Annotated in this window: 28 protein-coding genes, 4 tRNA genes and 2 pseudogenes; 9 read left to right on the top strand and 25 right to left on the bottom strand. The window is 44.8% G+C overall.

Going from position 1 to position 26,981, the window contains the following annotated elements; genetic code table 11:
- The coding region (locus FTU82_RS06695) for an IS1 family transposase (protein ID WP_257218539.1) at positions 1-233 on the top strand (233 nt) is incomplete at its 5' end.
- A gap of 62 nt (positions 234-295) precedes the next feature.
- Here the strand turns inward: FTU82_RS06695 and yddG are convergent.
- From yddG to FTU82_RS06675, 4 genes and pseudogenes are all read right to left on the bottom strand, one after another.
- On the bottom strand, positions 296-1,183 hold the full coding sequence (gene yddG, locus FTU82_RS06690; RefSeq protein WP_005094096.1) for an aromatic amino acid DMT transporter YddG: 888 nt from the start codon (positions 1,181-1,183) through the stop codon (positions 296-298).
- Positions 1,180-2,117 (bottom strand): annotated as a pseudogene (locus tag FTU82_RS06685) (DMT family transporter). Before FTU82_RS06685 ends, yddG begins: the two are co-directional and overlap by 4 nt.
- A gap of 155 nt (positions 2,118-2,272) precedes the next feature.
- The gene (locus FTU82_RS06680) at positions 2,273-2,914 is read right to left on the bottom strand and encodes a fumarylacetoacetate hydrolase family protein (protein ID WP_005094098.1); all 642 of its coding nucleotides are present in this window, start codon (positions 2,912-2,914) and stop codon (positions 2,273-2,275) included.
- A 42-nt stretch (positions 2,915-2,956) separates the two neighbouring features.
- Positions 2,957-3,454, bottom strand: a complete 498-nt coding sequence (locus FTU82_RS06675) for a YcxB family protein (RefSeq protein ID WP_005168696.1) — start codon at positions 3,452-3,454, stop codon at positions 2,957-2,959.
- A 160-nt stretch (positions 3,455-3,614) separates the two neighbouring features.
- Here FTU82_RS06675 and FTU82_RS06670 point away from each other — a divergent pair, with 160 nt between their 5' ends.
- Positions 3,615-4,913 (top strand): SRPBCC family protein, encoded by a 1,299-nt coding sequence (locus tag FTU82_RS06670; protein WP_180101152.1) that lies wholly within the window; start codon positions 3,615-3,617, stop codon positions 4,911-4,913.
- A 105-nt stretch (positions 4,914-5,018) separates the two neighbouring features.
- On the opposite strand, the gene FTU82_RS06665 is transcribed toward FTU82_RS06670, so the two are convergent.
- The 4 genes from FTU82_RS06665 to FTU82_RS06650 form a co-directional block, all read right to left on the bottom strand.
- Positions 5,019-5,095, bottom strand: a tRNA-Arg gene (locus FTU82_RS06665).
- A 295-nt stretch (positions 5,096-5,390) separates the two neighbouring features.
- Positions 5,391-5,467, bottom strand: a tRNA-Arg gene (locus tag FTU82_RS06660).
- 48 nt (positions 5,468-5,515) lie between these two features.
- Positions 5,516-5,592, bottom strand: a tRNA-Arg gene (locus tag FTU82_RS06655).
- 16 nt (positions 5,593-5,608) lie between these two features.
- Positions 5,609-5,698, bottom strand: a tRNA-Ser gene (locus FTU82_RS06650).
- A 263-nt stretch (positions 5,699-5,961) separates the two neighbouring features.
- On the opposite strand from FTU82_RS06650, the gene rnr reads away from it, so the two are divergent.
- The 6 genes and pseudogenes from rnr to FTU82_RS06620 all read left to right on the top strand — a co-directional run bounded on the left by rnr (position 5,962) and on the right by FTU82_RS06620 (position 12,560).
- A complete protein-coding gene (gene rnr, locus FTU82_RS06645; protein WP_180101151.1) occupies positions 5,962-8,409 on the top strand; it encodes a ribonuclease R in 2,448 nt (815 codons plus the stop codon).
- Between the two features lie 79 nt (positions 8,410-8,488).
- Positions 8,489-9,043 carry a hypothetical protein gene (locus tag FTU82_RS06640; protein WP_180077495.1) on the top strand — a complete coding sequence of 185 codons (555 nt, stop codon included), beginning with the start codon at positions 8,489-8,491 and terminating at the stop codon, positions 9,041-9,043.
- Positions 9,044-9,098: 55 nt separating this feature from the next.
- Positions 9,099-11,153 carry a M3 family metallopeptidase gene (locus tag FTU82_RS06635; protein WP_180101153.1) on the top strand — a complete coding sequence of 685 codons (2,055 nt, stop codon included), beginning with the start codon at positions 9,099-9,101 and terminating at the stop codon, positions 11,151-11,153.
- A gap of 40 nt (positions 11,154-11,193) precedes the next feature.
- The gene (locus tag FTU82_RS06630) at positions 11,194-11,403 is read left to right on the top strand and encodes a YheV family putative zinc ribbon protein (protein WP_171509128.1); all 210 of its coding nucleotides are present in this window, start codon (positions 11,194-11,196) and stop codon (positions 11,401-11,403) included.
- Between the two features lie 18 nt (positions 11,404-11,421).
- A complete protein-coding gene (locus tag FTU82_RS06625) occupies positions 11,422-11,856 on the top strand; it encodes a hypothetical protein (protein ID WP_180040655.1) in 435 nt (144 codons plus the stop codon).
- A 53-nt stretch (positions 11,857-11,909) separates the two neighbouring features.
- Positions 11,910-12,560 (top strand): annotated as a pseudogene (locus FTU82_RS06620) (DMT family transporter).
- Between the two features lie 59 nt (positions 12,561-12,619).
- Here FTU82_RS06620 and FTU82_RS06615 read toward each other — a convergent pair.
- From FTU82_RS06615 to FTU82_RS06595, 5 genes are all read right to left on the bottom strand, one after another.
- On the bottom strand, positions 12,620-14,902 hold the full coding sequence (locus tag FTU82_RS06615) for a TRAP transporter large permease subunit (protein ID WP_180040657.1): 2,283 nt from the start codon (positions 14,900-14,902) through the stop codon (positions 12,620-12,622).
- A gap of 196 nt (positions 14,903-15,098) precedes the next feature.
- Positions 15,099-15,671 carry a rhombosortase gene (gene rrtA, locus FTU82_RS06610; RefSeq protein WP_005094122.1) on the bottom strand — a complete coding sequence of 191 codons (573 nt, stop codon included), beginning with the start codon at positions 15,669-15,671 and terminating at the stop codon, positions 15,099-15,101.
- Between the two features lie 67 nt (positions 15,672-15,738).
- Positions 15,739-16,779, bottom strand: a complete 1,041-nt coding sequence (locus FTU82_RS06605; protein WP_005094123.1) for a hypothetical protein — start codon at positions 16,777-16,779, stop codon at positions 15,739-15,741.
- A gap of 536 nt (positions 16,780-17,315) precedes the next feature.
- Entirely contained in the window at positions 17,316-17,702 is a 387-nt protein-coding gene (locus FTU82_RS06600; RefSeq protein WP_005094124.1) for a hypothetical protein, read from the bottom strand.
- Positions 17,695-17,952 (bottom strand): succinate dehydrogenase assembly factor 2, encoded by a 258-nt coding sequence (locus tag FTU82_RS06595; protein ID WP_005094125.1) that lies wholly within the window; start codon positions 17,950-17,952, stop codon positions 17,695-17,697. The genes FTU82_RS06600 and FTU82_RS06595 overlap by 8 nt, the downstream gene beginning before the upstream one ends.
- 183 nt (positions 17,953-18,135) lie before the next feature.
- Here FTU82_RS06595 and FTU82_RS06590 point away from each other — a divergent pair, with 183 nt between their 5' ends.
- Positions 18,136-19,308, top strand: coding sequence for an acyl-CoA dehydrogenase family protein (locus FTU82_RS06590; protein WP_180101150.1), 1,173 nt, complete (start codon positions 18,136-18,138; stop codon positions 19,306-19,308).
- A gap of 60 nt (positions 19,309-19,368) precedes the next feature.
- On the opposite strand, the gene FTU82_RS06585 is transcribed toward FTU82_RS06590, so the two are convergent.
- The 12 genes from FTU82_RS06585 to rplR all read right to left on the bottom strand — a co-directional run bounded on the left by FTU82_RS06585 (position 19,369) and on the right by rplR (position 26,975).
- On the bottom strand, positions 19,369-20,859 hold the full coding sequence (locus FTU82_RS06585; RefSeq protein WP_180101149.1) for an NAD(P)/FAD-dependent oxidoreductase: 1,491 nt from the start codon (positions 20,857-20,859) through the stop codon (positions 19,369-19,371).
- A gap of 221 nt (positions 20,860-21,080) precedes the next feature.
- Complete coding sequence (rplQ, locus tag FTU82_RS06580) at positions 21,081-21,446, bottom strand: 50S ribosomal protein L17 (RefSeq protein WP_004281488.1); 366 nt, start codon at positions 21,444-21,446, stop codon at positions 21,081-21,083.
- An 18-nt stretch (positions 21,447-21,464) separates the two neighbouring features.
- A complete protein-coding gene (locus FTU82_RS06575) occupies positions 21,465-22,472 on the bottom strand; it encodes a DNA-directed RNA polymerase subunit alpha (RefSeq protein ID WP_005094131.1) in 1,008 nt (335 codons plus the stop codon).
- 16 nt (positions 22,473-22,488) lie between these two features.
- Positions 22,489-23,115, bottom strand: coding sequence for a 30S ribosomal protein S4 (gene rpsD, locus FTU82_RS06570; RefSeq protein ID WP_005094132.1), 627 nt, complete (start codon positions 23,113-23,115; stop codon positions 22,489-22,491).
- A gap of 12 nt (positions 23,116-23,127) precedes the next feature.
- Positions 23,128-23,514 (bottom strand): 30S ribosomal protein S11, encoded by a 387-nt coding sequence (gene rpsK / locus FTU82_RS06565; RefSeq protein WP_004281491.1) that lies wholly within the window; start codon positions 23,512-23,514, stop codon positions 23,128-23,130.
- Positions 23,515-23,533: 19 nt separating this feature from the next.
- A complete protein-coding gene (gene rpsM, locus FTU82_RS06560; RefSeq protein WP_004281492.1) occupies positions 23,534-23,890 on the bottom strand; it encodes a 30S ribosomal protein S13 in 357 nt (118 codons plus the stop codon).
- A gap of 105 nt (positions 23,891-23,995) precedes the next feature.
- Positions 23,996-24,112 (bottom strand): 50S ribosomal protein L36, encoded by a 117-nt coding sequence (gene rpmJ / locus FTU82_RS06555; protein WP_000867907.1) that lies wholly within the window; start codon positions 24,110-24,112, stop codon positions 23,996-23,998.
- 20 nt (positions 24,113-24,132) lie between these two features.
- Complete coding sequence (gene secY, locus FTU82_RS06550; RefSeq protein WP_171063316.1) at positions 24,133-25,452, bottom strand: preprotein translocase subunit SecY; 1,320 nt, start codon at positions 25,450-25,452, stop codon at positions 24,133-24,135.
- 45 nt (positions 25,453-25,497) lie between these two features.
- Positions 25,498-25,938 carry a 50S ribosomal protein L15 gene (gene rplO / locus FTU82_RS06545; protein WP_005094137.1) on the bottom strand — a complete coding sequence of 147 codons (441 nt, stop codon included), beginning with the start codon at positions 25,936-25,938 and terminating at the stop codon, positions 25,498-25,500.
- Positions 25,939-25,941: 3 nt separating this feature from the next.
- Positions 25,942-26,118, bottom strand: coding sequence for a 50S ribosomal protein L30 (gene rpmD, locus FTU82_RS06540; RefSeq protein WP_005094139.1), 177 nt, complete (start codon positions 26,116-26,118; stop codon positions 25,942-25,944).
- Positions 26,119-26,124: 6 nt separating this feature from the next.
- Positions 26,125-26,622, bottom strand: a complete 498-nt coding sequence (gene rpsE / locus FTU82_RS06535) for a 30S ribosomal protein S5 (protein WP_004281496.1) — start codon at positions 26,620-26,622, stop codon at positions 26,125-26,127.
- 2 nt (positions 26,623-26,624) lie between these two features.
- Entirely contained in the window at positions 26,625-26,975 is a 351-nt protein-coding gene (gene rplR, locus FTU82_RS06530; RefSeq protein WP_004281497.1) for a 50S ribosomal protein L18, read from the bottom strand.
- Positions 26,976-26,981 lie beyond the last annotated feature (6 nt).

Genomic DNA, 26,981 nt, shown 5'->3' with positions numbered 1-26,981 from the left:
TAAGCTATACATGTATATCAAGTGACCATTGGGATAGCTTTGTTACGACCTTTAAAGAATGCAAACAGTTGATTGGTAAATTTTTCACTGTGGGTATAGAAGGCAATAATTGTCGATTACGGCATCGGATCAGGCGAGGCTTTAGGAGAAGCTGCAACTTCTCCAAAAAGCTTGAAAATCATTACAAAGCCTTTGATTTAGCGTTCTTTTATATCAATAATGGATTCGTTTAATGCCAGCATACTTTTTGAAACACCACCAATAATCCTAAATCCTCTCGCTTGAGAGGATTTTTTTAAGTTGTTTGCGTAGACTTCCAGCAGACGATCGCACCTGCGGTCACCAAAGCAGTACCAATCCAAAAACTCAGCTCGGGTCGAATATCCAGAATCAGCATCGACATAACTGAAGACAGAATTGGCATAAAATAGGTGGCCAAAATCAGTACCTTGATATTGCCGTACTGCATGCTCTGATTCCAGTTACTATAAGCAATCCCGATCAGACTGCCTACTATGGCGATTTCCAGCCAGAGCTTCAATGAAGGCATCCTGAAAGGCTCATCCAAGCCCAGATGTAAGCCCCATAACGCAATGACGGCGACCACAAAAAAAATCGGTACGCCGTTTTGTCCACGACCATATTTTCTGGTCAGAATGCAATAACATGGCCATAACAAGGCACCGATAAAAGCAAAGCCATAAGCCCAAGGATTTTCAGCTAAAACCTGCATAAGTTTCGATAGATTGGTAATTTCAGGATTGACCACCAACATCAGACCGACTACAGCAAGCAAAAATCCTGGAATGACCCAAAGACGCGCCTGCAATTGCCGAGCAAATATCGAAAAGACAATCATCAAAGGTGGCCAGAGATAATTAATCATCGCAATCAGCATCACCTGTTCACGGTGATCCGACCAGGCAACTGCAACAAGAAATAGAATTTCATAAGCAACGAACAAAGCCCCACAACCCAATAGATAGCGCTTGGACATTTGCCTGATTTTAGGAAATCCAATCAATGCCAGAATCGCCAGACTACTAAAAGTGTAAATCAGGGCAATCCCCTGCACCGGACTGGTAGATTCGGTAATCAATTTGACCACAGCCACCAGACTGGCCCAGATCAGAATGGAAGACAGGCCAATCCAGGTGGCCAGTTTCATCGACCAGACGTTCATGTTTGCTCTTGAGGATTGTTCGTTGTATTCGGTTTTTTCAGCCATCCCTGCAAGCTCACCAGAATCACGCCCAGCATGACCATACAGGTTCCAACAATAAAATTCAGTTCGATCTGTTCATCCAGAATCAGCACCCCAAACAGCATGCCAAATACAGGCGTTAAAAAAGAAAATACGCCCAAACGTGAAGCCAGATAATGTTTCAGCATCCAGAACCAGATCAAATAACTGGCAAAGGAAATCAGCATGGTATGAAAGATCAGACTGGAAATAGACAGGGTCGTCCATTGAATGGTCGCTTGCCCACTAAAAAAGGCCAAGGGTAGCAATAATATGCCGCCCATCAATAATTGATAGAATAAGGTCTGGGTGGCAGGTGCTTCAGCCAGTCGGCTCAGACGTACACTGACAGTGGTGGCTGCCCAGAATATGCCACCAAGTAAGGCCAGAACCCCCCCCCATAAAGCATCGGTTTGTAAAGTAGAGCTTGTCTGTGGTCTGAGTAAAAAACTGACCACAATCCCGCTAAATGCCACGAAGATACCGCCCCATTGCACACGCGACAAACGCTCTGCCGGCAATTTCCAGTGCAGACCCAATGCGACAAAAATCGGCGCAGTATAAAGCAAAACAATGGTATGCGAAGCTGAGGTATAGCGTAGTGCTTCCCCAATCAGATAAAACTCGGTTGCGAACAGTATTCCAACCAGCAATCCTGCAGGCAAATAGCGGGTGCTCAAAAGCTGACGGCGCACGCTCTGCTGAATCAGGGGATACACCATGATCGCAGACAAGGCTGAACGCAAGGCAATTTGCATCAAGACTGAAATATCACTGGCCGCCCATTTCAGCACGACCTGTTGTAGCCCCACAACATACATAATACAAACATGATGGCAGATGCTTTGGCATCTAGCGCCTGACGTTGCTTCACCCCTACTCCTGTGACCGCTTTAAAGTGCCCACTATAATCTTCTCTGCGGTAAAACAATACTTTTTTATTATTTTGCCAGCGCTGTAAATATTTTAAAACTCGATAAAAAAGGACTGCGTTCGCAGTCCTTTCAATCAAAAAATAAACCGTTCAGCTTATTTAACCCAAGTCGTCCAGATATAATCCTGAGACTGGCCTTTCAGGATCATTTTTAACTGATCGCCTGCATGCAATGCCGCCACACCTGCGGGTGTACCCGTCATCACCACATCACCTTCTTCTAAAGTGAATACCTGGCTAATATCTGCCAGTAAAGTCGCGATATCAAAAATCAATAAAGCGGTATCGCCTTTTTGACGCAGTTCTTCATTCACCTCCAAAGTGTAATGCACATCTTGCCAGTCCGCGACCACATCATTCACAGGAATCCAGTCTGACAACAGACACGAACCATCAAAGGCTTTGGCACGTTCCCAAGGCTGGCCTTTTTTCTTGAGTTCATCCTGCAAGTCACGCAGGGTCAAGTCCAGACCTAAAGTCACCGCACCCACCGCTTGCAGTGCTTTTACAGGATCATTTTCTTTGCTTAAAGTCCGGTCAATACGCAAACTGAGTTCACATTCATAGTGGCAGTTGCCCCACTCCGGATTCCATTCAATCCCTGCATCGAGCGAGCCTAAGGCACTCGGTGGCTTAATAAATAAGACCGGACGATCAGGGATCGCATTTCCGAGTTCTTTGGCATGATCGGCATAACTGCGACCAACGCAGACAATTTTGGATGGGCGTGTACTCATGATCAAAACTTTCCTTTATTTGTCTTTATATCGATCTCTGGATTATTTTTTAAATGCATTCTCAAAAATGTTTTGCTCAGTCGCATCTTTAAAGGCACGTTTTGGCACAATGATGACGGTACGGTTTTTCAGTTCCAGCATATAGGTCAGTTTGCCGGCAGCAAAATTCTGCACTTCACTATACGCTACCAGCTTGCTACGCTCATTATTAAAAATCTCCGCATAGTCCTGATACAGATCAAGGCCTTGTTCACTCTTACCAAACTGATATTTGACGAACTGGCGTTTAAACATCATCGGCAGAAACCAGTAACGCATGATGCCTTGCAGGATCAGGAAGAATGCCCCCAAAGCCACGTAATAGCGTCCTACCCCGTCAAAGCCCATCGAAAAGCCCCAAAGGATAATCCCGATACTGACCAGAGGCGTCAGAAAACGTGAAATCTGCTTTTTGCCAAAAGTCGCCAAGGCAAAACCATCCTGAGATTCTTCTAAAGTCAGAAAATAACGGGTCGATAAAGTCGGTGCTGACTCAGTCATAGCATCACATCAAAAAAATAAAATCTTGCCCAATACTATAGCAAAATATGCACAATGCTTATGGCCTGACGCATCAATTACATAACTTTGCTTTGGAAAAACGTGTATTTAGTTTTAAATAAACAGCAATTAAAACAAAAAATATGCAACAGGATGTTGAATGAAAGGATTCAAGCAATGTATTGCAATCGGTATCTGTTCGGGTCTGTCTACTCTATCACTGGCCAAGATCATTCCCTGGGATGCAGAATTACCCAGTAGCCTGAGTGCTTATCCGGGCAATGCCCAACAATTGGCAGAATTAACAGGCGAAAGGATTCTGATTTATGCGCATCCGGTGACTAAAACCCAGCTTCCTACCTTAAACAGTAAGGCCACCAGCAAGGTACAATTTTATAGTGCCGCCGTGGTTTTGCCTATGGCTGAAACACAGGTCGAGAAATTGCTACAGCATTATCCGGATTATGTTGGCCTGTTTCCGACTTTAAAGTCAGCCAAAATTCTAGAACAGCAAGGTTCGATTCAGCAGGTCAAATATCAGGTGCATATCCCCACACCAATTCCGATATTGAACTTCAAAGAAACCGTGGTGATGCAGCATCATCTGGGCAATAACAGCATCAGCACTTTAATTATTGATGCACCCATTCCTTATGGCGCGGGAAAACTGGAATGGTTCGCGCTTGATCCGCACAGAACTCTGGTGACAGTGACCCAGTGGGGCGACCTGAACCAGCCTAAAGGTTTTCTATTCAGTAAAATTCTCAATGCCCTGCCTGAAGCCAAACTTGGCATTCCTCCCAGTACCAACGCATTTCTACTCGAAGCACTGCAACAGCGTTTTAAAACCAGTCATGCCACAACACTCACCGCCCCGACTCCACCACTGAAATTTAATTCACAACAGCTACAGAAGATTGCCCAGCTTAGTCAAAAATCCGGCCAACCAGTCAGTTTTATTTTGCCCAGCTATCAGATTAAAGAAGGAAAAGCGTCAGAAAATTTGAGATTTAGCAGCACCTATCAATACTTTCCGCATTCGGTAGACAAGCTACGACCGTGGTTGGCTGCACAAGCCAGTCAACAGCTTTTCCCGCGCCAGATCAAGAAAGTCGAACTTAACCCGATCAATACCCAAAGTGTAGATGCCAACTATAAAGTTTCAGTGGGCTTAGGCGTGATTCAGATTCCATTTAACTTCAAGATGCGTTTTTACCAGCCCGATCCCTTGCAGAATCAGTTCAATGCCAATGGTGGCGACTTAAAGTTTGTCAAAGGCAGCATGAAGCTATTGCCGCAATCACAAGGTAATCTGTTCCAAATCACCAGCAGCATGAAGATTCATGATCAAGCACCGTTTTTATTAAGGGCCATGCGCAGTCTGCCCTATCACGATGTATTACCTGCGGTGGGTGGCAATACCGTCTATGCACTCAAGGTACAGCAAAAATTAAGATAATCAACGAATCGGTAGTTATTGGTTTTTTATATGAAAAAGCGTTAAATATCACAGACGTAAAAAAACCGCATCAATGTGCGGTTTTTTCAGAATTCTTATCAAGATTGGTGCGCTCAGAGAGATTCGAACTCCCGACCCCTTAGTTCGTAGCCAAGTGCTCTATCCAGCTGAGCTATGAGCGCGACGTCTTGATGGGGTGCATTATACGGCTTTTTTAAGGCTTGTTAAGTGTTTTTTAATAAAAGCACAACTGAATGTATAGTAATTAAACGATACAGCAGTATTTACAGTTTTCTGTGAGAATTTCTGCACATTTAGAGCTAAAAACAATTAATACCATCCGGACTTTGACGCTGCATTCAATGTGGCGACAAGCTCCATTTCATCCTGATGAAAAGTACACAGCAAATACCGAGAAAGATGTTCCCAAATTTCAGGCACAAAAAAACCGCTATGAAAGCGGTTGATTGTTCAAGTTGGTGCGCTCAGAGAGATTCGAACTCCCGACCCCTTAGTTCGTAGCCAAGTGCTCTATCCAGCTGAGCTATGAGCGCGTAACTTGTGTGCCTAGGTTGGCAATACGTTTTTCTGCTTAACTTACTTGGTGCGCTCAGAGAGATTCGAACTCCCGACCCCTTAGTTCGTAGCCAAGTGCTCTATCCAGCTGAGCTATGAGCGCGCGACATAAGTAAGCGTGGCGGTGAGAGAGGGATTCGAACCCTCGATACAGTTACCCGTATGCGTCCTTAGCAGGGACGTGGTTTCAGCCACTCACCCATCTCACCGTAACGTGCGGCCATAATACAAATTTCGGCATGGCACTGCAAGCGCAGCATCGAAAAAAAGTGCATATTTTTGCTCGTTTAAATACTTTTTAAGCAATTCAGCGATTTTTCGTACATTTTCCTGCTCAAAAAACCGAATAAATTTCCAGTTATCTAAAATGAACAGAAAATTGAAAACTTAAATGGATTATTGCAATCATTTACGTGCAGTCTGCGCACACATGTTTTATGCTAAACCTATCTCCTAAGATAAATTTAAAGACATGATGAAAAACTGGGTCGATCCTGAAGCAAAAGCTGAAGCCGAACGTTATGACAACCCTATCCCAAGCCGTACGCTAATTTTAGAAACCATAGAAAAAAATAATGCCCAGTCTCATGCCGACCTGGTAGAACATTTCGAAATTGCAGATCAAAAAAGTATTGATGCTCTCAGCCATCGTTTAATTGCGATGGTGCGTGACGGGCAATTGATGAAAGATGGTTATAAATTCCAGATTGCCGTCGAGCAGCCTGAATCCGAAGCGACGGTTTATATCAATTCCCGCGGGATGGGAACTGCCAACATTTCTGGCCAGGACGATCTCTTACTGGCTGAGCGTGAACTGCGGCTGGTCTTTAATGGCGACCGTGTCAAAGTACGTCAAACTTCAGTAGACCGTAAAGGTAAAGCCTGGGGTTATGTGACTGAAGTTGTGCAGCACCGCGTTAAGCAGATCATTGGTAAAGTTTCCCTATATGAAGGTGAATACTTTGTTCAACCTGCCAGCCCAAATGCGCATCAGCCGATTACTCTTGAAAAAGAACTGATTGAACATGCGCAAGTCAATCTGGGTGATTCGATTCGCGTGGCGATTGATACTTATCCGACCCGTGAAGAATTTGCGACCGGTCATATTGTCCAGTCCATGGCAGATAAAGCCGATACCGAAATCATCATTCCACAAACCATTTTAGAATATGGTTTACCGTATGAATTCCCGGAAGAAGTGATTCAGGATGCAGAAAGCTTTAAAGAACCAACAGAAAAAGACCGTGAAGGTCGTGTGGATCTGCGTGATTTAGCTTTGGTCACCATTGATGGTGAAGATGCACGTGACTTTGATGATGCAGTATATGCTGAAAAACGTCCGGGCGGTGGCTATCGCGTGGTCGTAGCGATTGCCGATGTCAGTCATTATGTACGTACAGGCAAACCACTGGACGATGAAGCTCAGGAACGCGGAACTTCTGTCTACTTCCCGCACTTTGTTTTACCAATGCTGCCTGAAGCCTTGTCGAATGGCTTGTGTTCTTTAAATCCGGCTGTTGATCGTCTCTGTATGGTCTGTGATTTAAAACTGTCACGTGCCGGTCGTGTTACCGGTTTTGAGTTCTATCCATCCGTGATGCACTCTAAAGCACGTTTGACTTATGATCAGGTTGCCCAATATCTGGAAGGCGACAGTCAGGCCATTACCGAAGATCGCGAAGTTCGCAAGTCGATCAACACCCTGTTCCAGCTGTACCAGGTTCTGAAAGGCTTACGTGCAGAACGTCATGCCATGGAATTTGAAACCGTTGAAACGTATATGACTTTTGATGAGCTGGGCGGAGTTAAAGAGATTTTGCCGCGTAGCCGTAATGATGCGCATAAGCTGATTGAAGAATGTATGTTGCTGGCCAACGTGGCAGCCGCAGAATATGCATTGAAAAATGAAATTCCGATGTTGTACCGCGTACATGAGCCACCTGAGTTCTCGCGTATTCAAAAAGTCCGTGATTTCGTCAAGCTGCTTGGTTTGAAATTCCCGGAGCAACCGACCCAAGCAGATTATCAGGCGGTGATTGAAGCGACCAAAGACCGCATAGATGCACCAAGCATTCATGCGGTGTTATTACGCTCCATGATGCAGGCTTATTACGGCCCTAACAATGCGGGGCACTACGGTCTGGCTTATGAGGCGTATACACATTTCACTTCGCCAATTCGACGTTATCCAGACCTGTTATTGCATCGTGCCATCAAAGCGCATTTAAATAAAAAGCCATCTCCGCTTTCAGGTGGAGCTTTAGATGAAGCAGGAACACATTTCTCTGCCACTGAACGCCGTGCCGATGAAGCCTCTCGCTCGGTGACGACCTGGTTGAAATGTCATTATATGCAACAGCATTTAGGCGAAGAATTTGTTGGCATCATTAGTGCCACAGCAGAGTTTGGCCTGTTTGTGACGCTAAAAGACCTGTATGTGGATGGTATGGTACATGTCAGCCAGTTGGGCGATGACTTCTTTGTCTTTGATCAAGTCAGCCAGAATCTGGTCGGCCAGAATCGTGGTCAGGTCTTTGGTCTGGGCGATGAAGTCAAGATCAAGGTGGCTGGCGTCAATCTGGAAGAGCGCAAGATCGACTTTGAACTGGTACAGCAACTCAGTCATGCCGGCCGTGCGATCCGTGCTCGTGCGCCGCGCGTGAGCGAGAAAAAACCGGCAGTACGTCCAGCAGCAACAGAAGAGGTTTTTAGCAAGAATGAGCGCGAGTCTAAATCCAGCCTGAATGCCGATGGAGAACAGCCCATACGACGCAAAAAAGCCAAAGGAAAACCCAGCTCTTACAACAGCAAGTCTGCTAAAAAATCTGCAGCAAAGCCTGAAGCAAAGGCTAAAGATAAAGTAAAGAAAAAGACCAAAGTGAAAAAGAAAAAGTCGAATGCAAAAGCCAAGACTGAATAATTTTTGACGGTATAAAAAGAGCGCTAAGGCGCTCTTTTTTATTTATAATCAAAATATTAAAATAGGAAAAATTATAAGAATGGATACCATAACTATTTTTACTTTGATCATTTCTTTAATGGCTTTGCTTGTGACTTATGCCGTATTTAAATCTGATCAGCAACCACAAATTATAGTTTTTGCTCTTCCGCATTACGGTAAGCAATCTTTCATTCAACTACAGATAAAGAATATAGGAAAATCCATTGCCTATAATGTACAAATATCGAGTGATCAACCCATTCCTAAACGGGCCTTCGGAATTAAAAAATTAAATACTTCAAAAGATTATTTTGATAGCGGTATTTTCAAACATGGAGTCAAAGTATTTACACCCAATCAGAGCTATATATACGATTGGGGACAATACGGCGGCCTCAGAGAGGCTTTAGATAATAATCCTATCACCATGAAAGTCACGTATTGGTATCAGCACCCTTTAAACTTATGGAAAACTCAAATCACTGATATTTCCATCATCGATATAAATGAACTAGAAGCCTTACCTTCATCTGATGGTGGATTTATTGAACAGCTTCAAAATATTAATAAAGAATTGAAAATATTAAATACAAAGCTAGAGAAAAAACTTTAACTCCCTTGATTTCCCCCACCAAAGGCCCTACATCTAGACTGAATATAGAAAATTAATTTGGCAGACCGACATGACTTTAGAAAAGGCAACTTTGCCTGTTCCACAATTTGATCAGATTACCCTGGCCGATCTCAAAGAAAAAATTGAAAGCTGTATCGCTGAAGGGCAAAAGTTCCTGAATGAACTCACCGAAACACCGACTTCAGTACAGGAGCAGCTGACTACACTGGAACATGTCGACACGCTTGAAAACAATATGAGTGAGTCTTGGGGCATCCTGTCGCATTTAAATGCCGTGATGAACAATGCCGAAACCCGTGACGTCTATCAAGCCTTATTACCGGGTCTGAGCGAATACTATACGCAACTAGGTCAACATACGGCGCTGTATCAAACTTATCAGCATGTTCATGATGCATCAATTTTTAATGAATTACCTGCAGCCCAGCAAAGTGCCATCAAACTGGCCTTACGTGACTTCAAACTGTCTGGTGTGGCCTTAGAAGGCGAAGCGAAGAAACGTTATGCGGAAATTTCTGCACGTCTCTCACAACTGTCTTCGGACTTTTCCAACCATGTGCTGGATGCGACTCAGGCTTATTTCAGACCATTAGCTGAAGATGAGTTAGCGGGTCTCTCTGAAAGTAATATTGAGCTGTTAAAACAATATGGCCAGCAACGCGAGCTGGATCAGCCGGTGGCTACGCTAGATTTCCCGTCTTATCTGGCAATCATGACCCATGCGGAACATCGTGAACTGCGTGAAGAGCTGTATAAAGCCTATACCACGCGCGCTTCAGATCAGTCCGAGCAAACTGAATTTGACAATACCGCCTTAATTGAAGAAATCCTCAGCTTACGTCAGGAAATGGCCAAGCTGCTCGGCTTCAACAATTATGCAGAATTATCCCTGGCCAGCAAAATGGCGCCAAGTGTAGAAGCAGTAGACGAATTCTTGCGTGATCTGGCAGAGCATGCCCGTGCGCCGGCAACCAAGGAAATTGCAGAACTAAAAGCCATTGCCGCTGAAGATGGTATTGATGAACTGAAACCTTGGGACAGCAGCTATTATTCAGAAAAGCTGAAAATGCAGCAGTTCAACCTGTCACAGGAAGCGCTGAAACCTTATTTCCCTGCACCAAAAATCCTGCAGGGCCTGTTCAGTATTGTCAATCGCCTGTATGACATTCAGGTGATTGAACGTGAAGCGCCGGTTTGGCATCCAGAGGCGCGTTATTTCGAACTGGAAGATCAAGGTCAGGTGATTGGCGGTTTCTATTTTGACCTGTATGCACGCCAAGGCAAACGTGGTGGTGCCTGGATGAGCGGTTTCCGTTCGCGCATGCAGACCCGTGATGGCCTGCAAAAACCGATCTGCTATATGGTGGGTAACTTTACTCCACCTGTTGGCAACCGACCTGCACTGCTCACGCATGATGAAGTGATTACCCTGTTCCATGAATTTGGTCACGGCCTGCATCATATGCTGACTGAAGTGGACAATATCGCGGTGGCAGGTACGCATGGCGTGGCTTGGGATGCCGTGGAGCTGCCAAGCCAGTTTATGGAATTCTGGGCTTGGGATCAGGACAGTCTGAATCTGCTCAGTGAACATATTGAAACCAAGGAATCTTTGCCGGCCGACCTGCTCAAAGCCCTGCTCGATGCACGTTTCTTCCAATCCGGTATGCAAACCCTGCGTCAACTTGAATTTGCCTTGTTTGACTTGAGTATTCACCGTGCCAATCCGGCTTCAAATGCGGAACAGGTTCAGGCCACACTGAATGAAATTCGTGAAAAATATGCAGTTCTGCCCACCACCGACTATAACCGTTTCCAGCACAGCTTCAGTCATATTTTTGCCGGCGGTTATGCAGCGGGATATTATTCCTATAAATGGGCCGAAGTTTTGGCCAGTGATGCCTTCGACCGTTTCGAAAATGAAGGGATTTTTAATACCACCACTGGAAAACAGTTTCGGGAAAATATCCTCGCAGTTGGCGGAAAAGATCAAGCACTTGACGCATTTATCAATTTCCGCGGACGCGAGCCAAAAATAGATGCATTGCTACGTCATCAAGGTTGGACGAACCGCTCTAAAAACGCTTAAACTAGCTTTTTAAGTTGATCACAAGGTGAGTATGATGACCATTAAACGTCGTTTCATTGCAGGCGCAAAATGTCCAAAATGTCAAGCGTTAGATCGTGTCGTCATGCTGACCTCTGGTGAAGATGAGTGGATTGAATGTATCGAGTGTGGTTATGAAGAAAATCGTCCCACACATGTTGACCAACCAGAAACACCAGCTGTTCCAGATGAAATTGGCGTGATTCAGTTTAAACCTCATTCAGCAAAATAAAAAATCAAGGTTCAAGCTATGTCAGTAGAACAAAGAAATAACCCCAAACTTTTAATGGGGATTATGGGGGCTTTAGTTACTGTCGTTGTATTGGTGCTGCTCTATCAATGGTTGAATGCACCTTCGAAGGAGACACAACGCATGCAACAGGAGGAAATCGCAGCTGTTCCGGCAACCACATCTACAGCGACAACTGAAGAAAATACAGATGCAAGCAATGCGGCTGAGGCACTCGAGACCAAAGCATTAATCAGCGGCAGCCTGTTAAAAGCGCCAGTACCGGAAAATGCTACTTTGGCCAACGAAGAGATGGCCAAATTAGCCGATATTCAAGTTCAGCTCAATGAGCAAAAAGCCACGCTAGATGCGCAGCACAGCGATGCTGACCAGCTCATTCAGTTGAAAGAGGAACAGATCAAGCTACTCGAAGCACAACTGGCTCAAGGCCAATAATCTTGATGCATTTCGGCTAGAAGATCTGCAGATCTTCTAGCCGAATTGTCTCCCTGTCTACCACAGCCACTTCACCACTATTCAAAGCCATTATTTTACTGACCTGCTCTGCTTTTTTATTTTCAGTGATGGGCGTATGTATCCGTTATGCCTCACAAACGGTTGATTATGCTACTGTGGTTTTCTTCTGTAATGTGGTCGGGCTGTTTATTTTCCTGCCTTTCATTTTTAACCAAGGTCGCGGATTTTTTAAAACTGAAAAACTGTGGATGCACACCTGGCGTGCGGTGGTCGGTCTGATTACCATGTATGGCTTTTGTTGCAGTTCGAGCGCTGACCAAAACCGAATCTCCAGAAAAAATCGTATTTTATTTCTGTTTGATTGGCAGCCTGATTTCAGTGATTCCGATGTTTTGGGTGTGGCGGCCCTATACTACTCTGACAGAACTTCAGCTATCTGATTACTGCCGGCATTCTGGCCAATTTCAGTCAGTTATTGATGTCAAATGCTTACAAACTGGCGTCGGCAGGACAAATTGGGCCGGTGAATTATGTGGTGATTTTTTTTGCCGGTATATGGGGGTTTTCTGTTCTGGCAGGAGGTTCCTGATCTATATAGCCTGATCGGATTAGGGTTGATTTTCTGCGCGATTCTGCTGTGTAGCCCAATCCTGCAAAAGCGCCTGAATTCATCTAAAATCTGAGCCAAGAATTCAGATTAAATTAAAAAAGCACCCGTAGGTGCTTTTTTAGTGTATATCTTTTATGGATACCAGCCGAACAGCTTAAAGACATAAGGCACATAGGCGATGATCAGCATTGCAGGCAGCAGCACAATCACCGGTAAAATCCAGCGTTCATAACGGTAGTAAAAAGACAGATGGCGTACTTCTGCATCCGCTTCAGCCACTTCGGCATTGCCAATGGATTGTCTGGCCAACAGATGGTTCAGTGCCACCGGTGGCGTCACATAGCCCAGTTCAAAGCCAATCAGGGTGATCATCCAGAAATGCACCGGATGAATGCCGTATTGGTAAGCCACTGGAGCAACAGTCGCCGAGATCAGAATCACCGCACCAAACGGATCCATAATCATCCCGACAAAAATCATCAAGCCGACAATCAGGGAAATGACCAGAATAGTACTGCTGATATCGGTTGGAAACGCTTCCATAATTTCCATACGTTCCAGCAAGCCACCGACACTCACAGAAAGTGCCATCAGGATCACCAGCGCACCAATATGCCCCACGGTTTCACTGGTGGAGATATGCATCGACTTCCAGAAACCCACCTTACGCAAGATTTCTGTAGCATTTGAACGCTTTACACCATGATCAACAGCCAATTCTTTATCTCGCTGCCCCGCATGCTCTGCTTCACGATATTCTACATTGGCCACGCTAGCAGCTGTCGCCAGTTCAGGAGTATTTCTCGAATGTAAGGTCGCATTCAAAGTCTCATCCCAATGACCGACCGGTGGCAACGGTGCCGGTTCATGACGTAATTTATCATATAAGACAATCATCAGCAGAATGACCGGCATCATCACAGGGGCGGTAAATTCATTCAGGTCTGTCGACAAAGCATATTTGTAGAATAGCCAGATCAGAATAAAAATCACGATATAAGGAATAATCGCAAGGAAGGCACGACCTGATTGAGGAGCTGCGATGGTTGGTGCGGCAATCCGGAATTTATTTTCTGCAAAGAATAAAGAAATTACCAGGAATAAAGTCGAGCTGAGCAGGAAGACATAAATCCCATAGTGATAGAGCAAATCAGTAGTTACTTCTTTATTCAGTGATGCTACCACGACGATCAGCAAGCATGGACGTAAGACCACACCCAGTGAACCGGACATTGCAGTGGCGGCCAGTGCAAACTGACGGCGTCCACCTGCATTCCAGACTTCCTTATAAATGATCGCACCTGCGGCAATCACGAAAATCCCTGATGCACCGGTATAGGCAGTCGGTAAGGCAGCGGCCAGCAGAATTAACCAGGTCAAGGTTTCAGGGGCCAGATTCCATGGACGCAGAATGTTCAGGAACATATCTACCACACGGGTCTGTTTCAGCAACATACCGGCCCAGATAAACAAGGCCAGATTCAGGAAAATACTGGAAAACTCGACCAGTTGCCCCAGATAAATCCCCTGTCCCATTGGATAATCCATAAAGAAGGTGAAGTTTATTCCGGTAATAATGGCCATATAGGCATACAGTGGCACACTCAAAAAGGCCAGACCAAAACTGCCGCCCTCACGCGTTGGTTTTGGTTGTTTAACCACCTGATATAAACTGATTAAGGTTAAGCTGCTAAACAGAATCATCCACAGCCAGTAGATGTATTTCATCTCGCCCATCGGTACGCCCGAGTTCAGCACAGACTGGTATTGACTGTAGGATGAGAATGCCAGAAAAGCATTACCCAGCAGCATGGCGACCGAATAGACTTTAAAATCGATACCTGTACTTGGACTACGCAGACCAATATGATGGGTTTTTAGGGTGGCACTGATCGCAGCGAATACCACCATGATGACCAAGAGCAAGGCCCGGTTCTCAGTGCCAAACTTGAATATTCCAAAGAAAGACGTTTCAAAAGCCCGATAAGCCCGAATACTCGGTTGTGCTTCGACATGTTGAATGGCTTTATCGTAGAACAGATAAGATTCTTCACAAACCTGCTGTGCCTGTAATACCGCAGCCCGGACATCCGCTTGCGAGCGCACGCCGAAGAAATCAGCATATTCATCGGCTGCATCGGCTTTCATCTGCTGCTGAACACGCTGATCGACATTGATCTTGCGTTCACATTGTGGACGTGTCGGTTCAGCACGTAAAAATGAATATTGCATCCCGGTTGCCGGATCGCCATAGAGACGCTCCCCCATGCGCAGCAACTGGCCGTGAATCATTTCTCCAGTACCAATAATCAGTGTAAGCAAAAGCAAGACCAGCACCACGAAGGTCGAGATCCACTCTGTCCAGATATAACGCAACAGACCTAATCCTGATCTGTTTTGATCATCATTTTGCATGTATATTCCTATTTTTATTTTAGCGACCTGTGTTTGTTCTAGGACGCTGATCTTCCCTTCTGGCCCGAAAATTCCTTTTCAAAGGTCAGGATTTTTATTCTATGTTTTGACTCTGCATCAAAATCAGCACAATAAAAATGACAATTTATATTTTCTTTTTGTTTTTTCTGCCAAGTGCTTTATTCATTGCTTCACTTTAGCTATCCCGAAAATAGTTGCTGACAATATAGGCCAGCGCCAACATCACTCCCCAAATTACCCCGAGCAAATGTGCTTCGACCAAGACCGGACTGCCAATCAGCTGTGCAGTCCCGACATTGCCAATCGTATTTTCCCAGACCAGTTTGCCAAAGATCAAAAATAACACCAGTGCAGCAAAACTGCGTTCCCGCTTATACAGCAAATGTACACAGGCAACGGCAACATAGGCACCATGCAGCACACCCGACAAGCCAGCGTAGGCTTCAATATTGGGTAAGAAAAAATAAAAACTTAAACTGATCAAAGGTGGCAAGATCAGTAAAATGGCAGAAAAGTGCCATAGAATAGCGCGTGGAAAAATAAAAGGCAGACAGATAAAAGCGAGAATATTCAGGAAATAATGGGTCCACCCCACATGTACCCAATGTGCCGTCCACAGTCGCCAAAACTCACTGAGCAAACTCTCTTGCCAGTAGATGAAACTATCCTTGAAAATTTGCAGACATGCACAGAGAGAGACAAAAGCCGCTAGAAAAATAATTTTTCGTCGAACATGTTGATCTAGCATCAGCTTATGCTTCTCCCTAACCATCTAGTTTAATTTCATCCTTAAAATTCTATGCAGGCTATCTGGGTTACAGGTCTGCACTGAATAGGTCATCGAGTTCCGAAGAGCTGTCTGATTCATCCCAGAAACGTTGCATGCCATCATCGGCGCTGCGCACACCAGTATTTTCTGTCCAGTAACGATCTGAAATTCCACCGACCATAATCGCTGCCATACTGTCGATCAGCTTGAACTGTGGATTTACCGGCTTTTCCTCAGTACGGGCCTGCGCAAAGGTTTTTAAAGCATCGCGGATTTTGGCATCGTCACCGCTGGCCTGTGCTGCTACAGCATATAAAGCATGCGATAAACGTACACCTTTTTGCTCACCAATTTGTGTAGATTGTTTTAATGTTTGGTAAGGATCAGGTTTACCATCGCTTGCACCTGGTAATAAAGTCCAGATCACAGCACGCGTAGCATTCGGTGCTCCCCAGAATTTGGCATTATCCAGACAGGTCATACCACGTTCGACCACAGCAGCGATATCTTTGGGTACATGCACTGCGCCGCCAGAATTAATATCATTGGTCATGGCTTGTAAACCGCTGAGCATGCCCAGCAGATAAACCGTTTGCTCCATATCGCTGTTCATGCGCGGGCATTCTTCACCCAAGGCTTTTTGATATTTTTTTTCATAACGGCTCTGGAACAATTGATAACCGGTATATTGACGCTGTGCCGCTAGAGCCGCCCAGCGCTTCTGCTCGATTCGCGCATCTTGGGCTTCCGCTACCTGGTTGGATTTTGAAGCACGCAAATAGCGTAACTCAGCTTCCAACGCCTTTTGCTCGGCACAAATGCCGGCAGCCGAATACATCAGCACGGCTACTCGCGTCGGATCCGCTCCCATTTCTTTGGTTGCCATGATGGCCGGAGTTAGAGAATTGCCTGAATTACAGACCATCTCGGCATCATCCATGGCTAAAATTGGCGGGACAATATGGTTTTCGGTAAAACCCAGTGCAACATTGGCACCGGTTTTAATGACATGGGAACACCCCGTTAATACTGTTGTTGTTATTGCAATGGTCGCCATACCTTGGCATATTTTACGGACGCCTGACATTTTCCTGTCCTCTATAATTGTGATTATGTCCATCTTTCTGTTAAAGATATCAGAAGCATTTTGTGAATAAAAGAGTATTTACTCTAATCCGTACCAGACACTGTGCCATCAAACTGGCCGACTGCAATTGACTTGATCTGTTGAATTCCCAAATTTTGGGCAAAAAAAAGTAGCATTGCGACGGTTCAGCACATGCTACTTATTAACTGTACAAACAGAGAGCCGGTAATAACTCTGCTTGATTAAGATGAAAATTTATCCTTCAGCACCATCGCGAATTGTCCAACCACCAAAGCTGAAACAATCACTACGATCAAAAACATCCACACTGGAGATTCTATTGAATTCTCCCGTATTTGCTGTTGGTGCGTTCAATGTACAGGCTAAAAATAAAACATAGGCGGGAAATTGTCATACAATTTATCTTACTGATAAGTCATTATTATTTTCTGTCTGACAATGAAAGCGTATTAATGATCTAAGTATCTGTTTTATTGAAACTTCAATCAAGTGATTAAAATAGCGTTGTCTGACAACTAGATAAGTTTGGTCAGAACTTTCAGGGATTTCCATTGTTTTAGCGGCAATTGGTCACACCAGATCAATAAAGGCTGAGCCTTGGCGTGCTGAAAATACACCACAATATAAGCTTGATGATCAATCACATGACTAACACATACCCGACAGGTGGGCCGAGATTTGGCCGTCAATGACCATTCACGTCCATCCAGATATTCAAACTGTTCAATCTGGGGCGTCTTGCGATAAAACAGCTGATAAATCACCAGTCCAATCGCAGCACACAGCAGCCAAATCGCAATCGGCAATAGCTGGTATAGGAGGTACATCAACAGTGCAAAAATAAAAAGCTGAAACGCCAGTGCACAATAACTGCGTTTCAGCTTGAAACAGCGATTATCCATGGACGTAAAATTTAAGCTTCTTGATCAAATCTTTTAATTCAGGACGCGGCGGCTCAGAGACTTCCATAAACCAGTCCAGCAGATCTGGATCTTCCTGATCGACCAACTCAGCAAACATCTGCTTTTCAAATGGATCAGCAGTTAAGTAGTAGTTTTTTACGTAGGGATCAAAATACACATCCAGCTCTTTTAGACCACGACGCGCGCGATAAATCACTTTGCGCTCTTCTAAGGTGATGTCATCAGTCATCGAATTTCCCCAATTCGTTATAAACCGGAATAGTTTACCTGAAGCCATCGCTGAATTTCGAGGGATTTCATACAAATGACCAAAAGCATCAGCATATTTAAGTTATTTGAACATTCCGCTCATTGTTGCTGATCTATGCTTGACCTACTTTAAAGCAAACAGATCAGAATAAGGAATAACAAGATGCAATCTGCAGCCATTCGCCCGCTTGCCCCGATGCTGCCCCGCCAGCTTTTTACTGCCGAACATGAAGCATTTCGTCAAACCGTACGCAAGTTTTATGAAAAGGAAGTTATTCCGCATAGCGAGCGCTATGAAAAGCAACAGCATGTGGATCGAGAGCTCTGGACTAAAGCGGGTGAACTGGGACTACTCTGCGCCACCATGCCAGAGCAATATGGCGGCTCTGGGGTAGACCGGCTGTATAGCATGATTCTGATTGAAGAACAGGCTTATGCTGGTGATTCAGCCACAGGTTTTTCCCTACATTCAGATATTGTCGCCAATTACCTGCTGAACTTTGGCAATGATGCTCAAAAACAGCAGTGGTTACCCAAAATGGCTTCCGGGGAAATCGTCACCGCGATTGCCATGACCGAACCGGGAACCGGCTCTGATCTGCAAGCAGTACGTACCTCTGCAATACTGGATGGCGATGACTATGTGATTAATGGATCCAAGATCTTTATTACCAATGGCTATCTCTGTGATATGGCGATTGTGGTCTGCAAGACCGGTCATAGTGACAAAGGCTCGGCCAATCTCTCATTAATTATGGTCGAAGCCGATCGAGCCGGATTTAGCAAAGGCAAGCCGCTGAATAAAATTGGCATGAAAGGCCAGGATACTTGCGAGCTGTTCTTTGACGATGTACGCGTACCACAAGAAAACTTGCTCGGTCTGGAAGGCATGGGCTTTATGATGTTGATGAAAGAACTGGCCTGGGAACGCCTGATTGTGGCAATTATGTGTCAGGCTGGCGCTGAAGCTGCTTTCGCACATACAGTGAAATACACCAAGGAACGTCAGGCCTTTGGCAAGAGTATTAGCCATTTTCAGAATACCCGCTTTAAACTGGCAGAAATGCGTACCGAAATCGAGTTTTGTCGCGCTTATCTGGATCGCTGCATGGAGCTGCAACTCAAGCAAGAATTAGGCATCGATGCCGCTGCTGCGGCCAAATATAAGATTTCAGAAATGTATAGCAAGGTGGTAGATGAATGCCTGCAATTGCATGGTGGTTATGGCTATATGCTGGAATATCCAATTGCCCGGGCCTATATCGACAACCGCGCCAACCGGATTTATGCTGGTACCAACGAAATCATGAAAGAACTGATTGCACGTTCACTGTAAACTGGACGCATAAAAAAGGAGTCACTCAGGACTCCTTTTTCTTCAGTTCGATATCCGACTTTAAGAGACCAGACGCGGTTTATGTTTGAGAGCCTTGCTGTTTTTCTTAAATTTCAGCACCCTATCTTCAAACGAAGCTTGTTTGAGTTCCTTACGATCTGCCAGATAATTGTTGCTGACTTTCCACGGTGCATGTTTACCTTGTTTTGGCATCACATCTGCGGCACGGGCAATATAGCCCGAACTGAGACTACCCATCACAGTATCCTCTAGCAATTCAGTCTGATCACCCTGAGCGATGACTTCAGCATAGCCCTGCTGATCCATATAGTTCAGCAAACGGCAAATGTACTCAGCGGCAATATCCACTTTTAAAGTCCAAGAGGCATTGATATAACCAATAATTAGCGCCATATTCGGCACATCACTCACCATGATGCCTCTATACAGCATATGTTGTGAGGTATCGACAGGTTGACCATCAATCGTCGCCTGAATTCCACCAAGAATCTGGATATTTAAGCCTGTGGCTGAAACGATAATATCTGCCTCCAGATGTTGACCCGATTTCAGCTGAATGCCGGTTTCAGTCAAGCTTTCGATCTGATCGGTTATAACTGATGCCTGCCCTTCACGTAAAATTTTAAACAGATCACCATCCGGCACCACGCATAGGCGCTGATCCCACGGCTCATAATTCGGGGTAAAGTGCTTCATATCCACTTTACCTTTGAGCTGAAACTGCACAGATTTAAGTAACAGCGTTCTTAACAGTTTTGGCTGTTTTTGTGCCAGGGCATAAATTCCGCGCTGCATCCCAATATTCCGGGCACGGGTAATTTTATAGGCCACATCTTCTGGTAGATACTGCCGCATCTTTGCATAAATCATATCAATAGAGGGCACTGAAGCGATATAAGTCGGAGAACGCTGCAACATGGTTACATGCCCTGCGCCGCCTTTGACCATCGCCGGAACTAAAGTAATCGCGGTGGCACCACTACCAATGATCACCACTTTTTTGCCCTGATAATCTAAATTTTCCGGCCAATGCTGCGGATGAATGAATTGGCCTTTAAAAGCCTGCTGATTTGGAAACTCAGGCTGAAAACCTTGGTCATAATTGTAATAACCGGTACAACTCAGTACGAAATTCGCAATCCAGATCTGCTTCTTGCCGTGTTCATCCTCAATCTCTACTGACCATTTACAGGTCGTAGAATCATAGTTGGCGGTTAACACACGGTGTTGATAATGAATTTTCGATTCCAGATTAAATTCATCTACTACTTCGGCCAGATAGCCCTTAATCGAAGCGCCATCGGCAAGTACACTGGCTTTTTTCCAGGGTTTAAAATTAAAACCAAAGGTCGACATATCCGAATCAGAACGAATTCCCGGATATTTAAATAAATCCCAAGTTCCGCCAATGCTGGCACGTCGCTCAATAATTTCAAATGAGCGCTGCGGACAATGTTTAGAAAGATGCGCTGCCAGACCAATTCCCGAGATCCCCGCACCCACAATTAAAATATCGATTTGCTTTTCCATATTGTTCTTTTACCTAAGCGATACTATCTGTTTTTATTAAATCACAAAATTGACAATACACAATGTCAAGTTTGATAAAAAGCCATTATTTTTTTATCTTTTCAGGCCAGATTCAGATTAGTTCTGCATGATGCAAATACCTGAAAATAAATTTCAGACATTAAAAAAGGCCGGTTTATTCAACCGACCTTTTCGAACAACTCGCGTTATTCTTCACGAAATTAGTTAACTTCGCGATCTACTAGCTCAACGTAAGCCATCGGTGCAGCATCACCTGCACGGAAGCCCGCTTTAAGAACACGTAGATAACCGCCGTTACGCTCTTTGTAACGAGGGCCAAGAACGGTAAATAATTTACCAACAGTTGCTGCTGAACGAGTACGAGCAAACGCCAAACGACGGTTTGCTACTGTATCGTTTTTAGCTAAAGTGATTAAAGGCTCAGCTACACGACGTAACTCTTTCGCTTTAGGCACAGTTGTTTTGATCAACTCGTGCTCGAACAAAGAGTTAGCCATGTTTTGGAACATCGCTTTACGATGGCTGCTTGTACGGCCTAATTTCACACCACTATTACGATGACGCATGGTGATAGTCCTACTTAATTAACGGCTACGATAGGCGAAACGATCGTCCATACGGAGACTAGCCGGTGGCCAGTTCTCTAAACGCATGCCGAGTTGTAAGCCTTTAGAAGCCAGAACATCTTTGATCTCAGTAAGCGATTTTTTACCCAAGTTAGGAGTTTTAAGCAACTCAACTTCAGTACGCTGTACAAGATCACCAATGTAGTAAATGTTTTCTGCTTTCAAACAGTTAGCAGAACGAACAGTTAGCTCTAGATCATCTACTGGGCGAAGCAAGATTGGGTCAACTTCTTCACGCGGCTCTTGAGCCACAGGTGCTTGATCTTTCTGAAGGTCAACAAAGATTGCAATTTGTTGTTGCAAGATTGTTGCCGCTTTACGGATTGCTTCTTCAGGATCTACAGTACCATTGGTTTCAAGATCAATGACCAATTTGTCAAGGTCAGTACGTTGTTCTACACGAGCGTTTTCCACTGTATAAGACACACGTTTGATTGGGCTATAAGAAGCATCTAACTGCAAGCGACCCACTGGGCGAGTTTCGCCTTCTGGGAAGCGTGAATCAGAAGTCTCGTAGCCACGACCTTGAGCAACTTTCAGACGCATTTTCAATGAGCCTGAGGCACTTAAAGTACCGATCAAATGTTCAGGGTTAACCACTTCAACATTATGAGGTAAACGAAGGTCAGCCGCAGTTACGTCGCCTGCACCTTGTTTCTCTAATGTTAAGTATGCTTCATTTTGATCGAACAGCTTAATCGACAATCCTTTTAGGTTCAGCAAGAGCTCGACGATGTCCTGCTGCAAGCCTTCCAAAGTACTGTACTCGTGCTCGACCCCTTCAATCTCAACTTCTACCACAGCTGCGCCAGGTAGAGAAGAAAGAAGGATGCGACGTAAAGCATTACCCAGAGTATGACCAAAGCCACGCTCTAAAGGTTCTAGAATAACTTTTGCCGAGGTCCCGCTTGCCGCTTCGACCTTGATCGCTTGCGGAGTTAGAAACTCATTTGCAGTACGCGTCATATTGCTTCCTCAAGGATTATTTAGAATACAATTCTACAATCAAGCTTTCGTTGATTTCAGCAGGTAAATCAGAACGATCCGGTGCAGCTTTGAACGTACCTTCTAATTTAGAATGGTCGATTTCCATCCAAGAAGGCATGCCACGTTGAGTTGCTAATTCAATTGCGTTTTTGATACGTAATTGTTGTTTAGCGCCTTCGTGAACTGCGATCACATCACCCGCTTTAACTTGGATAGACGCAATGTTAACACGACGGCCATTCAAAGTGATGCTGCGGTGAGATACTAACTGACGAGCTTCTGCGCGAGTAGAACCGAAACCCATACGATAAACAACGTTATCAAGACGGCTTTCAAGTAGCTTCAACAAGTTTTCACCAGTTGCGCCTTTAACACGAGCAGCTTCTTTGTAGTAGTTACTAAATTGACGCTCTAAAACACCGTACATACGACGTACTTTTTGTTTTTCACGTAATTGTAGTGAGTACTCAGACTGTTTACCGCCACGAGCTCCACCATGTTGGCCAGGAGCTTTAGCGTGTTTTTTAGTTTTTACATCAAACGGTTTAACGCCTGATTTAAGTTGCAGGTCTGTCCCTTCGCGGCGAGAGAGTTTGCATTTTGGACCAATATAACGAGCCATGAATGTTTCTCCTTACACGCGACGTTTTTTAGGTGGACGGCAACCGTTGTGCGGGATTGGCGTCACATCGGTAATGCTGTTAATTTTATAACCCACTGCACCTAAAGCACGAACCGCAGATTCACGACCAGGACCAGGACCTTTTACAAGGACGTCCAAGTTTTTCAAACCGTAGTCTAAAGCAGCTTTACCAGCAACTTCAGCAGCTACCTGAGCAGCGAACGGAGTTGATTTACGTGATCCACGGAAGCCTTGTCCACCTGAAGTGGCCCAAGCCAGTGCATTACCTTGACGATCGGTAATAGTCACAATGGTGTTATTAAAAGAAGCGTGAATGTGTGCGACACCTTCAGAGACGGTACGAGTGACCTTCTTGCGTGCGCGAGTATCTTTAGCCATCTTTTAGCTTCCAGAAATCTTATTTCTTAATAGGTTTGCGCGGACCTTTACGGGTACGAGCGTTAGTTTTGGTGCGTTGACCGCGGACAGGCAAGCTGCGACGATGACGAAGACCGCGATAGCAGCCTAAATCCATTAAACGTTTAATGTTCATGGAAATTTCGCGACGTAAATCACCTTCGGTCGGAACCTTAGCAACTTCTGCACGAATCGCATCAAGCTGAGCGTCATCTAATTCACGGATCTTAGTCGTTGGAGCAATACCCGCAGCAGCTAAAATAGCTTTTGAAGTATGGCGACCAATACCAAAGATATACGTTAGAGAGATAACAGCGTGCTTGTTATCCGGAATGTTTACACCGGCAATACGAGCCATTCAATTTTCTCCAAAAAGGCAGTAGATAATCAACCGCCCCACAAAAATCTTGAGGGGCGGATAATAACCCAATTCGCCTACAGAAATCAACAGGTCTTAATCAGATTAACCTTGACGCTGCTTATGACGAGGTTCTGCGCTACAAATTACGCGGATAACCCCATTACGACGGATAACTTTACAGCTACCACAAATTTTCTTAACAGAAGCTTGTACTTTCATGATGAAACCTCTAAGTGCGCTTATCCCTTAGGATGAGCTGTCGTTTTTCTCATTAACGTTTGATTATCATACTGGTGCGAGGTGAGGTGTGACTGCAGCTGAGCCATAAAGTCCATCACTACTACCACAACAATCAGCAAAGAAGTACCACCCAAATAGAATGGAATACCAAATGAACTTTGCAACACCATCGGCATCAAACAAATGACGGTGATGTAAATCGCGCCAATAAATGTCAAACGACTGAGAATATGATCTAAGTAACGAGCAGTTTGCTCACCTGGACGTATACCAGGCACATAAGCTCCGCTGCGTTTCAAGTTCTCTGACACTTCTTTAGGACTAAATACCAGTGCTGTATAGAAGTAACAGAAAAAGATAATTAACGCACCAAAGAGCACCAAATACAACGGCTGACCAGGCGACAATACCAATGCTACATCTTGCAGGCTACGCTGAATAAATCCGGCATTCGGATCTGCACTACCCACCCACTGGCCTAAGCTCGCAGGGAACAACAGCAATGAGCTGGCAAAAATTGCCGGAATCACACCCGCCATATTAATTTTCAATGGCAAATGTGTCTGTTGTGCAGTAAATACACGACGACCTTGTTGTTTTTGAGCATAGTTGACCGGAATACGACGCTGCGCTTTCTCGATAAACACGATGGCTGCCAAAACACCCAGAGACAACAGACCAAAAATTACCAAGCCAATCAGGCTGGTCTGGCCATTATCTACAGATGACAAAGATTGCATAATTAAATTAGGCAATCCGGCAACAATACCCGCGAAGATGATCATGGAAATACCATTCCCCACCCCACGTTCGGTAATCTGCTCACCCAACCACATCAAGAACATGGTTCCCGCAACCAATGAGGTTACTGCAGGAATATAAAAAGCCAGACCAGTATTCAGGGTAATCCCCTGACTGATCAAGCCTGCACACATCCCGATCGCTTGTACAAGCGCCAGAAATAATGTGCCTTGTCGTGTGTATTGATTTATTTTACGTTTGCCTTGCTCGCCTTCTTTTTTCAAAGCTTCCAGCGAAGGAACCACTGTCGACATCAGCTGCACGATAATCGATGCAGAAATGTAGGGCATGATCCCAAGAGCAAGAATAGACATTCGTTCTAATGCACCACCGGAAAACATGTTAAACAAACCAAGGATAGTACCTTGGTTTGCATTAAACAGGTTTTCTAGGGCCGCATTATTGATGCCCGGTACTGGAATATGCGCTCCTAGCCGAAACACCAACAACGCACCAATGAGAAACATCATTCGACGAATAATTTCACGGTATTTCACATGAAATGGTTGGCCTTTCATCATGTTGACATGACCTGAAGAACTAGGAGTCATAGACACTGGGGATTACTCCTCGACTTTGCCGCCAGCAGCTTCAACAGCAGCTTTAGCGCCTTTAGTCAATGCAACACCTTGAACAGTGAATGCACGAGTAATTTCACCAGAAAGTACGATACGAGCACGGATCATGTCTTTACGTACAACGTTCGCCGCTTTTAAAGTTTCTAGAGACACGATGTCGCCTTCAACTTTAGCAAGCTCAGATAAACGTACTTCAGCAGTTTTCAAAGCCAATTGGCTAGTGAAGCCGAATTTAGGCAAACGACGATAAAGTGCTGTTTGACCGCCTTCGAAACCTGGACGAGTACCACCGCTCTTACGTGAGTTTTGACCCTTGACACCACGGCCACCGGTCTTACCAACGCCAGAACCGATACCACGGCCTACACGAAGGTTGTCACGTTTAGCACCTTCTGCAGGTGCAATTGTATTTAAACGCAGAGTCATGGCTTATTCCTCTACACTAACCATATAGTAGACTTGGTTGATCATACCACGGTTAGAAGGCGTATCTTGCACTTCTACAGTATGACCAATACGACGCAGACCTAAACCTTGCAGGCTCAGCTTATGATTTTTCAAGCGGTGCGATGCAGATTTAGTCTGGGTAACTTTAATCGTTTTCATGATTGATTACCCTTGAATTTGTTCTACTGAAAGACCACGTTTCGCAGCAACCTTCTCAGGAGTAGTCATATCACGCAAACCGTTGAAAGTTGCGTTAACTACGTTAGCAGCGTTAGTAGAACCACGGCATTTAGTCAAAACGTTACGTACACCTACAGCTTCTAAAACTGCACGCATAGCGCCACCAGCAATTACGCCTGTACCTTCAGAGGCAGGCTGCATGAATACGCGACTAGCGCCATGACGTGCATGAATTGGGTGCTGTAACGTACCATCAACAAGGTCAACAGTAATCATGTTGCGACGAGCAGCTTCAAGTGCTTTAGAAATAGCAGCTGGAACTTCACGTGCTTTACCACGACCAAAACCTACGCGACCATTACCATCACCCACAACAGTTAATGCTGTGAAAGAGAAGATACGACCACCCTTAACAACTTTGGCTACACGATCAACGGCAACCAGCTTTTCAACAAGACCTTCGTTTTGTTCAACTTTAGCCATGATTAGAACTCCAAGCCGTTTTCACGAGCAGCATCAGCCAAGGCTTTGATACGACCATGATATTTAAAACCAGAACGGTCAAATGCAACTTTAGTAACACCAGCTGCTTTAGCGCGTTCTGCGATTAAAGCACCTACTTTTTGAGCTGCTTCAACGTTACCAGTTGTACCTGCACGTAGAGTAGCGTCTAAAGTAGAAGCTTGCGCTAATACTTTGCCACCATCTGCAGAGATAACTTGAGCATAGATGTGACGCGGAGTGCGGTTTACACACAAACGAGTCGCACCCAATGCACGGATGTGCAAGCGTGTGCTTTTCGCACGACGCAAACGGGATTGTTTCTTTTCGTTCATAAGAAC

It is taken from the genome of Acinetobacter sp. YH12151 (assembly GCF_013418355.1).
GTDB classification, from domain to species: domain Bacteria; phylum Pseudomonadota; class Gammaproteobacteria; order Pseudomonadales; family Moraxellaceae; genus Acinetobacter; species Acinetobacter pseudolwoffii.
Note: the sequence above shows the minus strand (reverse complement) of the source record. Positions and strands in the feature narration are given on the sequence as shown.

Excerpts from the sequence above, each read along its gene's own strand:
- rpsM (WP_004281492.1), bottom strand. The coding sequence starts at position 23,890 with ATGGCTCGTATTGCCGGTGTAAACATTCCGGATAACAAGCACGCTGTT.
- FTU82_RS06590 (WP_180101150.1), top strand. The coding sequence starts at position 18,136 with ATGCAATCTGCAGCCATTCGCCCGCTTGCCCCGATGCTGCCCCGCCAG.
- rpsK (WP_004281491.1), bottom strand. The coding sequence starts at position 23,514 with ATGGCTAAAGATACTCGCGCACGCAAGAAGGTCACTCGTACCGTCTCT.
- rrtA (WP_005094122.1), bottom strand. The coding sequence starts at position 15,671 with ATGCTAGATCAACATGTTCGACGAAAAATTATTTTTCTAGCGGCTTTT.
- secY (WP_171063316.1), bottom strand. The coding sequence starts at position 25,452 with ATGAAAGGCCAACCATTTCATGTGAAATACCGTGAAATTATTCGTCGA.
- rpmD (WP_005094139.1), bottom strand. The coding sequence starts at position 26,118 with ATGAAAACGATTAAAGTTACCCAGACTAAATCTGCATCGCACCGCTTG.
- FTU82_RS06585 (WP_180101149.1), bottom strand. The coding sequence starts at position 20,859 with ATGGAAAAGCAAATCGATATTTTAATTGTGGGTGCGGGGATCTCGGGA.
- rplR (WP_004281497.1), bottom strand. The coding sequence starts at position 26,975 with ATGAACGAAAAGAAACAATCCCGTTTGCGTCGTGCGAAAAGCACACGC.
- rnr (WP_180101151.1), top strand. The coding sequence starts at position 5,962 with ATGATGAAAAACTGGGTCGATCCTGAAGCAAAAGCTGAAGCCGAACGT.
- rpmJ (WP_000867907.1), bottom strand. The coding sequence starts at position 24,112 with ATGAAAGTACAAGCTTCTGTTAAGAAAATTTGTGGTAGCTGTAAAGTT.
- FTU82_RS06605 (WP_005094123.1), bottom strand. The coding sequence starts at position 16,779 with ATGTCAGGCGTCCGTAAAATATGCCAAGGTATGGCGACCATTGCAATA.
- FTU82_RS06595 (WP_005094125.1), bottom strand. The coding sequence starts at position 17,952 with ATGACTGATGACATCACCTTAGAAGAGCGCAAAGTGATTTATCGCGCG.
- FTU82_RS06615 (WP_180040657.1), bottom strand. The coding sequence starts at position 14,902 with ATGCAAAATGATGATCAAAACAGATCAGGATTAGGTCTGTTGCGTTAT.
- FTU82_RS06625 (WP_180040655.1), top strand. The coding sequence starts at position 11,422 with ATGTCAGTAGAACAAAGAAATAACCCCAAACTTTTAATGGGGATTATG.
- FTU82_RS06600 (WP_005094124.1), bottom strand. The coding sequence starts at position 17,702 with ATGGATAATCGCTGTTTCAAGCTGAAACGCAGTTATTGTGCACTGGCG.
- FTU82_RS06675 (WP_005168696.1), bottom strand. The coding sequence starts at position 3,454 with ATGACTGAGTCAGCACCGACTTTATCGACCCGTTATTTTCTGACTTTA.
- FTU82_RS06575 (WP_005094131.1), bottom strand. The coding sequence starts at position 22,472 with ATGACGCGTACTGCAAATGAGTTTCTAACTCCGCAAGCGATCAAGGTC.
- rplO (WP_005094137.1), bottom strand. The coding sequence starts at position 25,938 with ATGACTCTGCGTTTAAATACAATTGCACCTGCAGAAGGTGCTAAACGT.
- FTU82_RS06640 (WP_180077495.1), top strand. The coding sequence starts at position 8,489 with ATGGATACCATAACTATTTTTACTTTGATCATTTCTTTAATGGCTTTG.
- FTU82_RS06680 (WP_005094098.1), bottom strand. The coding sequence starts at position 2,914 with ATGAGTACACGCCCATCCAAAATTGTCTGCGTTGGTCGCAGTTATGCC.
- FTU82_RS06670 (WP_180101152.1), top strand. The coding sequence starts at position 3,615 with ATGAAAGGATTCAAGCAATGTATTGCAATCGGTATCTGTTCGGGTCTG.
- yddG (WP_005094096.1), bottom strand. The coding sequence starts at position 1,183 with ATGAACGTCTGGTCGATGAAACTGGCCACCTGGATTGGCCTGTCTTCC.
- rpsE (WP_004281496.1), bottom strand. The coding sequence starts at position 26,622 with ATGGCTAAAGTTGAACAAAACGAAGGTCTTGTTGAAAAGCTGGTTGCC.
- rplQ (WP_004281488.1), bottom strand. The coding sequence starts at position 21,446 with ATGCGTCATCGTAATAGTGGTGTGAAATTAGGCCGTACAAGCAGCCAT.
- rpsD (WP_005094132.1), bottom strand. The coding sequence starts at position 23,115 with ATGGCTCGTTATATTGGTCCAAAATGCAAACTCTCTCGCCGCGAAGGG.